General features: G+C 68.7%; 11 protein-coding genes and 1 pseudogene. 4 read left to right on the plus strand and 8 right to left on the minus strand.

Translation table 11 applies throughout. The features are described from left to right. Positions 1-24: 24 nt before the first annotated feature. Positions 25-741, minus strand: coding sequence for a dethiobiotin synthase (bioD, locus tag U9978_RS19015; protein ID WP_322762489.1), 717 nt, complete (start codon positions 739-741; stop codon positions 25-27). Next, on the minus strand, positions 738-1,973 hold the full coding sequence (locus U9978_RS19020) for an 8-amino-7-oxononanoate synthase (RefSeq protein ID WP_322762490.1): 1,236 nt from the start codon (positions 1,971-1,973) through the stop codon (positions 738-740). The genes bioD and U9978_RS19020 overlap by 4 nt, the downstream gene beginning before the upstream one ends. Before the next feature lie 113 nt (positions 1,974-2,086). Here U9978_RS19020 and U9978_RS19025 point away from each other — a divergent pair, with 113 nt between their 5' ends. Continuing rightward, entirely contained in the window at positions 2,087-3,559 is a 1,473-nt protein-coding gene (locus U9978_RS19025) for a sensor histidine kinase (RefSeq protein WP_322762491.1), read from the plus strand. Positions 3,560-3,826: 267 nt separating this feature from the next. Here the strand turns inward: U9978_RS19025 and U9978_RS19030 are convergent, their stop codons facing one another. Beyond that, entirely contained in the window at positions 3,827-4,075 is a 249-nt protein-coding gene (locus U9978_RS19030) for a WhiB family transcriptional regulator (protein WP_239310115.1), read from the minus strand. 481 nt (positions 4,076-4,556) lie between these two features. Here U9978_RS19030 and U9978_RS19035 point away from each other — a divergent pair, with 481 nt between their 5' ends. Further along, on the plus strand, positions 4,557-5,291 hold the full coding sequence (locus U9978_RS19035; protein ID WP_322762492.1) for a glycerophosphodiester phosphodiesterase: 735 nt from the start codon (positions 4,557-4,559) through the stop codon (positions 5,289-5,291). Here the strand turns inward: U9978_RS19035 and U9978_RS19040 are convergent. After that, entirely contained in the window at positions 5,281-6,339 is a 1,059-nt protein-coding gene (locus U9978_RS19040) for a diacylglycerol/lipid kinase family protein (protein WP_322762493.1), read from the minus strand. The genes U9978_RS19035 and U9978_RS19040 overlap by 11 nt on opposite strands. An 89-nt stretch (positions 6,340-6,428) precedes the next feature. Between U9978_RS19040 and U9978_RS19045 the strand changes: the two genes are divergently transcribed. Continuing rightward, positions 6,429-6,878 (plus strand): hypothetical protein, encoded by a 450-nt coding sequence (locus tag U9978_RS19045; protein ID WP_322762494.1) that lies wholly within the window; start codon positions 6,429-6,431, stop codon positions 6,876-6,878. Between the two features lie 57 nt (positions 6,879-6,935). On the opposite strand, the gene U9978_RS19050 is transcribed toward U9978_RS19045, so the two are convergent. From U9978_RS19050 to sodN, 3 genes and pseudogenes are all read right to left on the minus strand, one after another. Continuing rightward, positions 6,936-8,015, minus strand: a complete 1,080-nt coding sequence (locus U9978_RS19050; RefSeq protein WP_416211044.1) for an RNA polymerase sigma factor SigF — start codon at positions 8,013-8,015, stop codon at positions 6,936-6,938. Between the two features lie 182 nt (positions 8,016-8,197). After that, a pseudogene (locus tag U9978_RS19055) lies at positions 8,198-8,695 on the minus strand (anti-sigma factor); the annotation flags it as partial. 458 nt (positions 8,696-9,153) lie between these two features. Further along, positions 9,154-9,549: a superoxide dismutase, Ni gene (gene sodN, locus U9978_RS19060; protein WP_322762496.1), complete on the minus strand. Its 396-nt coding sequence runs from the start codon at positions 9,547-9,549 to the stop codon at positions 9,154-9,156. A 159-nt stretch (positions 9,550-9,708) separates the two neighbouring features. Here sodN and U9978_RS19065 point away from each other — a divergent pair, with 159 nt between their 5' ends. Continuing rightward, positions 9,709-10,032 carry a S24/S26 family peptidase gene (locus tag U9978_RS19065; RefSeq protein WP_322762497.1) on the plus strand — a complete coding sequence of 108 codons (324 nt, stop codon included), beginning with the start codon at positions 9,709-9,711 and terminating at the stop codon, positions 10,030-10,032. On the opposite strand, the gene U9978_RS19070 is transcribed toward U9978_RS19065, so the two are convergent. Continuing rightward, positions 9,993-10,610, minus strand: a complete 618-nt coding sequence (locus U9978_RS19070; protein WP_322762498.1) for a dTDP-4-dehydrorhamnose 3,5-epimerase — start codon at positions 10,608-10,610, stop codon at positions 9,993-9,995. The two genes, U9978_RS19065 and U9978_RS19070, sit on opposite strands and share 40 nt — an antisense overlap. Between the last annotated feature and the right edge of the window lie 281 nt (positions 10,611-10,891).

The following is a 10,891-nucleotide window of genomic DNA, read 5'->3' on the forward strand; positions in this document are numbered from 1 at the left end:
CGACACCTGATATTGCCGATCGTGTCACGGAGTGTGTCTCTCTCGGAACTGCTGAGCGTCGAAGGTACCGCCCAACGCAGGCGCGAGGCACGCTCGGGCGGTGTCACGAAAGGACGCCGCATCCGCTGCGCCAGCCCCGGCCGGTAGCGCTCCGGCGAGCGGGCGGGCGGCCAGCATCTCCAGGTCGCTGATGTTCGAACGGCAGGCGAGGTCCGGATCGGGCGGCCAGGAACCGATGACCAGACCAGCCAGTTCCAGGCCACGGTGGGCCAGCGCCTCCAGGGACAGCGCGGTGGCGTTGAGCGTGCCGAGGTCGGCCGCACTGACCAGCAGCACCGGCGCAGCCAGTGCGCGGGCGAGATCAGCCACGGTGGCGCCTTCGTCGTCGTAGCGGACCAGCAGCCCGCCCGCGCCTTCCACCAGGACGAGCCGCCGACCCCGGGCGAGCTCCGTTACCTGTCGGGCGACGTCGGCGAGTTCCACTGGAGGGCGTCGGGTGAGCCGGGCCGCCGCGGCCGGCGAGAGCGGCGCCGGGAAACGGGCGCACTCGTGCAGGTCCTCGACTCCGGACAGCTGCCGCACATGGTCGAGGTCGCCGGGCTCACCTGGGCCGACGCCGGTCTGCGCGGCCTTCACCACGGCGACGTCGGTGCCCCGGTCCCGGGCCAGCGTGGCCAGCGCAGCCGTGACAACGGTCTTGCCGACACCGGTTCCGGTCCCGGTCACCACGAGCACCGTCACCCGGGCGCACCCGGGGACAGCGCAACCGGGGTCAGCGCACCCGGAGCCGGCGCACCCGGGGCAGGTGTGCCCAGAGCGGTGGCGAAGGCGGTCGCGGCGTGGGCCAGGTCGGAGTCGGTGAGGTCGGCGCGGGCCGCGATCCGCAGCCGGCTCGTCCCCGGTGGCACGGTCGGGGGGCGAAAGCAGCCGACCGCCACACCGTGCGCCCGGCAGACCGCTGCCGCCTCCACCGCGCGTGCGGGTTCACCCAGGATGACCGATACCACCGCTCCGGCCGGCTGGGGCGCGGCCGTGAGCGCGGCGAGCTGGCTGGCCCGCCGTCGCACGTCGTCGGCGAGTCCGGGAGTGGCGGCCAGCAGCTCGAGCGCAGCCAGCGCGGAGCCGGCGCACGCCGGGGCGAGTCCGGTGTCGAAGATGAACGTGCGGGCGGTGTCGATCAGATGCGCGCGGACCGCCGCCGGGCCGAGTACCGCTCCACCCTGGCTACCCAGGGCCTTGGACAGCGTCACGGTGGCCACCACATCCGGCTCGCCGGCCAGGCCGACGTCCGCGAGCGCTCCCCGCCCGCCCGGGCCGACGACGCCGAGACCGTGCGCGTCGTCGACGAGCAGCAGCGCGCCGTGGGCCCGGGCGACGGCGTGCAGCGCCGGTAGCGGCGCAAGGTCGCCATCGGCGGAGAACACCGAGTCGGTGACGACGACGGCGTTGCGCCACGGCTGCCCGGCCAGTGCCGTGTCGACGGCATCGACGTCGGTGTGCGGGATGATCACCACCCGTGCCCGGGAGAGCCGGCAGGCGTCCACCAGCGACGCATGATTGCGTTCATCGGAGACGATCAGGTCGTCCGGGCCGGTCAGCGCGGTGAGAACGCCCAGGTTGGCCGCGTATCCGGTGGCGAAGACCAGCGCGGCGGCGAAGCCGGTATGGGCGGCGAGAGCGTCCTCCAGGTCACCGTGCAAGGTCGTCGTTCCGGTCACCAGCCGGCTTCCGGTGGAGCCCGCGCCCCAGGTTCGAAGCGCCCGCACCCCACCGTCGACCACGTCGGGATGACGCGACAGCCCCAGGTAGTCGTTGCCGGCCAGGTCCAGCTGGCGGGGTGGGTCGCCGGCGGCCCAGGCGGCGGGTGTGCGCGGATGCACAGTGCGCCGCAGGCCGGCATCCTCCCGCTGCCGGGCATGGCCGGCCAGCCATGCGAGCGGGTCGTGTGCGGGGTGACCTGCGAGGGGATGCACAACGGAAGCCTATGGTCGACCGGCATGAGCTGACGAGAGATCAGGTGTTCGACGTGGCACCGATATACGGCCGGGGCTCCGGCGGTGGCACCGCGTCTGGCAGTCTGCCTTGCGTGGGAACGCTGGCGGACCTTCTGCGCGAGAGCACCGATCTCGGCGCGGATGACATCGATCATCTTCATGCCCTGGTGGCGGATTGGGCCCTACTGGCCGATCTGTCCTTCGCGGACCTGTTGCTGCTGGTTCCCAGTCGGGCCGTGGTGGCCCGTGGCGGGTCCGGTCCAGGAGCTGAGTTTCTGGTGGTCGCGCAGGTGCGGCCGACCACCGGGCCGACGGCGTATCACAACGACGAGGTCGGCAGTGTTGTGATCAACAGGTGGGTGGTGCAGAACTCGTGGCGGGAACGCCGGATCGCCCGCGAGGGCGAGCCGGAGTGGGACGGCGGCGTGCCGGTCCGGACCGAGGCTATCCCGGTCCTGCACTCCGACCGGGTGATCGCGGTACTGGCGCGGGACACGAACCTGGCCACCACCCGCACACCCAGCGCGCTGGAATCGGCCTACCTGCAGTGCGCGAACAACCTGGCGCTGATGGTCGCACAAGGGGCCTTCCCGTTCCGGGGAAGTGCCGCCGAGCTGCCCGAAGCGCCGCGGGTCGGGGACGGGATGCTTCGCCTGGACGGTTCGGGAAAGGTCATCTTCGCCAGTCCCAACGCGCTGTCGGCCTACCGTCGCCTCGGGTACACCGGCAATGTCACCGGTGAGGATCTGCGGTCGGTACACCGGACGCTGAGCCTACCGGCGACCACCCCGGCTGTGTGGCACGCGATCGGTCGCCGCCGGCCGGTCGAGGTGGAACTGGCGGTCGCCAGCACGGTGGTGCTGTTGCGCGCGATCCCGCTGTTCCCAGGGGCCACCCGGGAGGTGCTCGTCCTGGTCCGCGATGTTTCCGATCTTCGGCGTCGCGAGGCACAACTCCTCAGCAAGGACGCGACCATCCGGGAGATTCATCATCGGGTGAAGAACAACCTGCAGACGGTCGCGGCTCTGCTGCGCCTGCAGATGCGTCGGACCAAGGCCGATGAGGCACGGCTGGCGTTGCGCGAGTCGGTGCGCAGGGTGACATCGATCGCCGTGGTCCATGAGACGCTTTCGCAGAGTCTCGGCGAGTCGGTGCCCTTCGACGAGATCGCCGATCAGATCACGTCGGTCACTGTTGATCTAGCTTCGACCGGAACGCGCGCGAACACGACCCGCAAGGGATCGTTCGGCCGGCTACCCGGCGAACTCGCCACGCCGCTGGCGCTTGTGCTTTCCGAGCTTCTGCAGAATGCTGTCGAACATGCGTTCGATGGTTCGGCCGGCACGATCGAGCTCCGTGTCCACCGTGGTGTCGACCGACTGGACGTGGTGGTCGCCGATGACGGCGCGGGGTTGCCCGACGATTTCCAGCTGGAGCACTCGCCCAGGTTGGGCCTCCAGATCGTCCGCCAACTCGTGCTCGGTGAGATGCAGGGAGCGATCCGGCTCCAGGCCGGACCGGATCGTGGCACGGAGGCTCTGTTGTCCATCCCGTTGCCGCCGTGAAAATTCTTTCGAAGATCGACGTTACGAGGACCGTCGAGGTGGGTACAGCACCACCGTGCCTGGCGCCGTCCCACCCCGTTCTGGCCCCCCATGTCCTGCTGTCTCGACCCCTGTACAGCGGGTGTCGATAGTTCCGCTCGCAGACTGCACGAATACGGACGGGAATGGCATCAAGGCACGCGGCAACACCCCTGGGGCCGATGCGTCACTTCCGGGCCACCGGGGACGTCGTCGTGCAGCTTGTGCCGGGTTGGTGGTTGTGGGTAATCAGGCGGTGCGAACTCGGGTGCGCGCAGTGCGTTTGAGTGCACGGCGTTCATCCTCGCTCAAACCGCCCCAAACCCCGGAATCTTGCCCGGTGTCAAGTGCCCAGCTCAAGCAATCACTTGTTACAGCACACCGCCTGCAGACGGCCTTTGCTTCTTCGACCTGGCGTTCAGCCGGACCGGTTGTACCGATCGGGAAGAAGAGCTCGGGATCCTCGTCGCGGCAGAGCGCTCTATGGCGCCAGTCCATGCGTACAACTCCCTCTCTCGTCTCGGGCCACACTGCACGTGAGACGCTTTGCGAGCCGCTACGGTTGTGCCGCACTTCCCGACAATCATTCGCATGCCGGATCCGTGCGGATTCTCGATCTTTCGACCGCCTACACCCTCGCGCGTGAGCCCGAGGTGTACGTGGTCCATCCACCTCGGACATTCGCCACCCTCCCACCGCAACTGCCGTGGGCGCAAGAACCTGGAAGTGGCTTCGCATCCCTTCCTGCCTGCACCTGTCCCGTCGAGACACAGGTGGACCACGCCTTGCGGTGGGTCGAACGACGTTGACAGACAGACTCTCCCAGTACTGCCGACTCAGTGAACGCACATGTCCGGGGGATCTGGACAACATGCCGGATTGGCCTTGGCTGTAGTCGTCCAAGGGTTTTGCGCCTACCTGGCTCCCGCCGGGAGGTCCCTGCCCGTGATGGTCATGGCCGTGATGGCATCGTTGACTCATGCAGGTTCTTGGTCATCGCGGTAGCCGGACTCCCGGCCCGGAGAACACCGTCGAAGCAGTGGATGCCGCGTTGCGGGCCGGTGCCGATGGTATCGAAGTGGATGTACGGCGCAGCGCCGACGGCGATCTGGTGTGTGTCCATGACGCCCGGATACCGGGCCGGCTGACCGGCCGTGCCGTCATCCGTCGAACCACCCGTGAACTGAGCCATCTCGGTGTGCCCACCCTGACCGACGTCCTTGACGTCTGGGACGGCCGTGGCCGGATCATCCTCGAGGTCAAGAACCAGCCGGGTCAGCCGGACTTCGACGCTCCCCGGGAGGAGACCGCCCGGACCCTGATCGACCTTCTGCGTGCCCGTGGGTTCGGCCGGGCCGCCAGCACGGTCCCACCCGTCCCGGCAGCCGTGACCGTCTCATCGTTCGACTGGTTCGCGATCGAGGCGGTACGCGACGCCGAGATCGCCGTGAACACGGCCTTCCTGACGATGCCGCGAATGTCGCTGGCCGGCGGCATCGCCTACGTGCGGTCGGCGGGACACCAGGAGCTGCACGCCCACGTGTCGTCCGTGCTCGGTTCGGCGGCGACGCCTGAACGGGCGCGGGCGGCTGGAGTGGGTCTGGCGACGTGGACGGTTGCCTCGGTGGCCGACGCCGAGCAGTTGCGCGACGCCGGTGTGGATGCGGTGATCTGCGACGATCCAGCGGAGGTGGTCCGCACCCTCAGACGATGACGCGCAGGGCACTGGGCATGGAGCGGACCGTCAGTTCCGTCTGCGGCCCGATGTACTCGCCGTCCAGTTGCAACGGGATCGCCTGCGCGGCTGTCAGCGCGATCCGCGCCTGGTCGTGCAGCGCAAGGATGTGGCGGCCCTGAGGTCCCCGGGAGCCGTGCAGCATCTGCAGGACGCTACGGGTTGTCGTCGCCACCGTCAGTCGACGCAGACCGACAAGGTCCAGCCCGGCGTCGAAGGATGCGTCCGGGCAGGCACGCACCGGTCGGGCATTGAGATAGGTCCATGGTGTCGTGTTGCACACCACGGCTGCCAACACCTGTTCCGGCATCAGGGCGAGCTGGCTCGGATAGTCCGGCAGCGTCGTGTTCCGGGCCTGTGCCTGTGCCTGTGCCGTCGCTGTCTGCGTTGCCATCAGCTCGTCCGGTCCGCCTGGTTGACTCGATTCGCCCGTGGTGACGCTGATCGGGGGACAGCGTCGCCCGGTGTTGCGGATGAACCTGCCGAGTGCGGACCGGAGGTAGAGCCCGGGGGTGTTGCGGCGGCCGTGTACCCGTTTGCGCTCGACCTGCTCGACGACTGCCGCGTCCAGACCGAAGCCGGCGCAGAAGGTGAACCATCGAGACTGGCTGAGGCCCGCGGAACTGGTGAAGGTTGCGTGCCCGAGCCCGATCCGGCGGCTACGACCGTCCCGGAGCGCCTCCAGAAGCTCTCCCGTCGCTTCCACCGGGGACGCCGAGTAGCCCAGGGCACGGGCGAAGACGTTGGTGCTCCCGCCGGGCACCACCGCGAGGGCGGGAACACCGGGAGCCGGCCCCGACCGCAGTAGTCCGTTGGCGATCTCGTTGACCGTTCCGTCGCCGCCGAGCGCGACAACCAGGTCGAGGCCGTTGTCGGCGGCGCGTTCAGCGAGCTCGGCGGCGTGGCCCCGGCCCTTGGTCATGACGACGTCCACGCTGAGGTCGGCGGCCAGTGCACTGACCAGAACATCCCGAATACGCTGGGTCGTCGCCGTTGCAATGGGGTTCACGACCAACAGCGCGCGCATGATGTCCACGGTAGCCGGTGGGACTTTGAGCGACCGGCAATAGGGGCGTGCCCTCGCCCATGGTCTGCGCGGCCACGTACTGTCGGTGTGTGCCTTCGAGGACCGACCTGCGCCGCGATCGTCTGCGGGACGCCGTGCATCCCCCGCCGGCCCTGCCGGCCGCTGTGGCGCTGCTCGGCGCCGAAGGACTCGTCATCGGTGGTCTCGGCGTGTTCCTGATCGTCCGCGGGTTCGGCGCGGACACCGATGACCGCGGCCGGGCGGAGCTCGGTGGTCTGTTCGCCATCGTCGCCGCCGTGGGGCTCGGCCTGCTCGGACGGGCGCTGCTGGCCGGGCGATCGTGGGCCCGCTCGCCCGTCGTCGTCGTGCAGTTGTTGTGCCTGCCTGTCGCCGTCAGCCTGCTCCAGGGCGGTCGCTATGGCGAGGGCATCCCGCTGGTCGCCGTCGCCGTCGCGATCCTGACGCTCGTCGGCCTGGCTGGCGGCTATCGACCCCGGGATTCCGGCGAACCCCGGGATCCCGGCGAAGGCGGGACCTGAGGGCCGCCCGCCGGCCCCCGGTGGCGCGAAAAACCATGATCGCTTCGTCTTCGGTCGTCAGGCATCCTCCAGCAGGCCGCGACGCAGTTGGGCCAGGGTGCGTGCGAGCAGCCGTGAGACGTGCATCTGCGAGATCCCGAGCTCTGCGGCGATCTGCGACTGCGTCATGTTTCCGAAGAACCGCAGCAGCAGGATTCGTTTCTCCCGTGGTGGCAGCTTTTCCAACAGCGGCTTGAGTGACTCCCGGTACTCGACCCCCTCCAGGGACTCGTCCTGGACACCGAGGGTGTCGGCTACCGCGGGGGCTTCGTCGTCGCCGGAGTCCGGGGCGTCCAAGGACACCGCCGAGTAGGCGTTGGCCGACTCCAAGCCCTCCAGCACCTCCTCCTCGGTCAGCTGGAGATGGGCGGCGATCTCGCTCACCGTCGGCGACCGGCCGAGCGTCTGAGACAGCTCTGAGGTGGCCTTCGTCAGCGACAGCTTGAGTTCCTGTAGCCGTCGCGGAACCCGGATCGCCCAGCCCTTGTCCCGGAAGTGCCGCTTGATCTCGCCGACGATGGTAGGCGTCGCATAGGTCGAGAACTCCACCCCGCGCTCGGGATCGAAGCGGTCAACGGACTTGATCAGTCCGATCGTCGCGACCTGGGTCAGGTCGTCGAGCGGCTCGCCGCGGTTACGGAAGCGGCGGGCCAGATACTCCACCAGCGGCAGGTGCATCCGGACGAGCTGGTCGCGGATCTCCGCCCGTTCCGGGGTGCGGTCGGGCATCGTGACAAGCTGGGCGAATAGTTCGCGGGCGCGCGCCCGGTCGTTGGTCTCGCCTGGATGACCCGAACCGTAGCGCGGATCATGACCTGGTCTGGCCTGCGCCGTGACCGTCGGATCGGGCGCGGCGGACTCCGTCGGCCGGATGTCGCCGCCTGGTCCACCTGCGGGCGACTCGGGCTGGGCGACGTCATCGGAGGTTGCCGCGGCGGGGGCCGAAGCGTTCTGGGTGATGAGGCCATGGGCGTCGTCAAGCAAAGGCCGCGAGCGTTGCGTGGCCGGGGTCACGGCGTCCTGCAACGGTCGCGTGCGCCCTGCGGTCACGGCGCGCCCACCGGTCCGTTGTTCGGCGCGCCCGCGTTCCCGGTCCATTGTGTCGTGGTCGCCCGAGTCTCGGCGGTCTGTGTCCCGCCTGTCTGTGGCCCGCCGGCCTGGGTATTGCCGGTGCGTACATCGGCGGTCGTGGGACCGGGCACCCGGTCTTCGGGCACCCGGTCTTCGGGCACCCGGTCTTCGGGCACCCGGTCTTCGGGCACCCGGTCTTCGGGCACCCGGTCTTCGGGCACACCGCGCCGCTTTCGCAGCCTGATGGTGACCCGGGGGTCGGCGGTCACCGAGCTTGAGACCTCATCGGCGAGGGCGGTCAGCACTGTCCAGGCGAACGTGTCGGTGGACGGGGGTTCGCCGTCCAGGCTGAGTACCGTCACGCCGACCTGGATGACCCCTGGGGCGAGCTCGAAGGTGCATTCCAGGTTCGACCCGGGCACAGCCGACAGCAGGAGCAGGGCACATGCCTCGTCCACGGCGATCCGTAGGTCCTCGATGTCGTCGAGGGTGAAGTCACCACGGGCCGCGAGCGAGGCGGTTGCGGTCCGCAGCACCGACAGGTAGGCGCTTGCCGCGGGAAGCGTGAGCTGCACAATGTCCCGCAGCCCGCCACCAGGCACTCCGGGGCTGGGAACTGTGCTGGTGGAGGCCCCGGTACCGGGGACCCCGCCAGCCGGGACACCGCCCTGACCGTTCGCGGTTCCGGTCTTCGGAGTCGTGTCCACCGCGGTACCCCCTTGTCGCTCAGGGCCTCCGGCGACGTGAAAAATCATGATCGCGCCGCCCTCGGCCGCTCGTGTCGCTGTGGGCCTCCGGCGACGCGAAAATCCATGATCGCGCCGCCCTCGGCCGCCGGCGTCCGTTCCCAGCTCGTGCCACGTGAAGACCACCGTACCCAGCGCTGAGGTGTCATCGCAGGTCGGGTGATCAATTCTGGCGATTGTGAAGGTGATTCCGACTACGTCCCATCGTCCTGGATATGGAGATGGTCCCACCGAGGTGAAAAAACTGGTCTTTCTGGAAAAATAAGGGTATTCGTCCCCCGTCCCACGGCCCGCGATCTGGCCAGCCAGCCAGCCAGCCGGGCCTGACGGATCGGCGGAGCCGATCCGTCAGGAACTCCGTTTCCCTGATCGAACACCCCGGCCCTGAGCGGCCATTGTCAGCTGTTCCAGGACGTCTCTTATGCGGCCTTGGTCTCCCAGAAGATCGTGGAGATCCGGTCGATGAGGTCAAGCAGCTGCTGCCCGTCGGTCGGGTCGACCGAACCCTTGGCGCCGGCCGCTCCCGCCGCTTTGGTGGCCTGCCAGAACAGATCATGCAGTTCGGGGTACTTCTCAACATGGTTGGGCTTGAAGTAGTCGGTCCAGAGCACCCACAGGTGGTGCTTGACCAGCTCGGCGCGCTCCTCCTTGATGGCCAGTGCGCGGGAGCGGAAGGCCGGGTCCTCGTTCGCCTGGTACTTCTCCTGGATTGCCTTCACCGACTGCGCTTCGATCCTCGCCTGGGCCGGGTCGTAGACCCCGCAGGGTAGGTCGCAGTGGGCGCTGACCGTTGTCTTTGGACGCAGGAGGCTCATGCCGCCGTCCTTTCTCGTCGTGCTGGACGTATCTCGTCCGCTGGACCGATGAGGAGCATCTGGTGCGTGCAAGGTGCCTGGTGGCCGTCAGGAGCGGCGGGCCGGAGCCGTCCTGGACGGCATCTGGGCTCTGTCACCACCCTCTGGCAACCTACCCGGGTGAGCCGAGGTGTTGCGGTACGGGCGGTCTGGGTCAGTGGGGAGTCCATGCTGCCGACGCTGCGAGACGGTGATGCGTGCGTCGTGTTGTGGGGCGTGGCCCCACGGATGGGAGACGTGGTCGTGGCGCGGCTGCCTGGACGCGGGCTCGGGGTGAAGCGTGCGGCCTTCGTCGAACCTGACGGGTCGTGGTGGCTGCAATCCGACAACGTCATGTTCGGCACGGACAGCGCGACCTTCGGCTCTGTGCCGTCGCAGGACGTGCTGGGCCGGGTCGTCGCCCGCTACTGGCCACGGCCCCGCTGGTTGCGCAGGACCTCGTAGAAGGCGAGGCAGTCGGGGTAGGACGGGAGCAGGCCCGCGGCTTCGGCTTCCTTCAGCGACGGGGCCGCAGCGTCTTTCTCGGACAACAGCGGCGACACATCCGATGGCCACGGCAGTGCCAGCTCAGGGTCAAGCGGGTCGATGCCGTGCTCGTGCGAGGGGTTGAAGGGCGTCGAACAGAGGTAGGAGATCGCCGCGTTGTCGGTGAGTGCCATGAAGGCGTGACCGAGCCCCTCGGCAAGGTAGAGACCCCGCCGGTCAACGTCGTCGAGCACGACCGCCTGATGCGTGCCGTAGGTCGGCGAGCCGATTCGGATGTCGACCACGCAGTCGATGACCTGTCCGTGCACACAGGTGACATATTTGGCCTGGCTGGGCGGGATATCGGCGTAGTGGACGCCACGCAGCGTCCCCCGCCGACTCACGCTGTGGTTCGCCTGGGCGAGATCGAGTGGGTGACCGATCACCTTGGTCACGGTCTCGGAGCGGAACCACTCCAGGAACGTGCCTCGGTCGTCGGTGTGCTGGCGGGGGGTGAACACCCAGGCGCCGGCTATCGCGAGTTCATGAACCTCCACGAACGCGCACCGTACCGGGTAACGATGCCCTTTGGGTGGCCAACTTGTCCGCGGCTGTCAGCGGACACCCCGAACAGCCCGTGCTGTCGGCTTGCCGACCATGGCGATCTGCCGTTTTCGATCATCCTGGAGTCGTCGGTCCGGTTCGGCCAGTGCTGATCCATCGGCGTTTCGGCACGCCGTGTGTTTGTCGGCGCGCACCTTGTGCGTTCGGGCACCTGCACCTGCACCGCTGCACTGCTGCACTCGGAGTCGAGAGACGTTCGCGGGCGGGTGGGTGG

Origin of the sequence: Protofrankia sp. Cr2 (assembly GCF_963555885.1) — a bacterium.
Classification (GTDB): domain Bacteria; phylum Actinomycetota; class Actinomycetes; order Frankiales; family Frankiaceae; genus Protofrankia.

Excerpts from the sequence above, each read along its gene's own strand:
- U9978_RS19030 (WP_239310115.1), bottom strand. The coding sequence starts at position 4,075 with ATGGACTGGCGCCATAGAGCGCTCTGCCGCGACGAGGATCCCGAGCTC.
- U9978_RS19035 (WP_322762492.1), top strand. The coding sequence starts at position 4,557 with ATGCAGGTTCTTGGTCATCGCGGTAGCCGGACTCCCGGCCCGGAGAAC.
- U9978_RS19040 (WP_322762493.1), bottom strand. The coding sequence starts at position 6,339 with ATGCGCGCGCTGTTGGTCGTGAACCCCATTGCAACGGCGACGACCCAG.
- U9978_RS19050 (WP_416211044.1), bottom strand. The coding sequence starts at position 8,015 with ATGGACCGGGAACGCGGGCGCGCCGAACAACGGACCGGTGGGCGCGCC.
- sodN (WP_322762496.1), bottom strand. The coding sequence starts at position 9,549 with ATGAGCCTCCTGCGTCCAAAGACAACGGTCAGCGCCCACTGCGACCTA.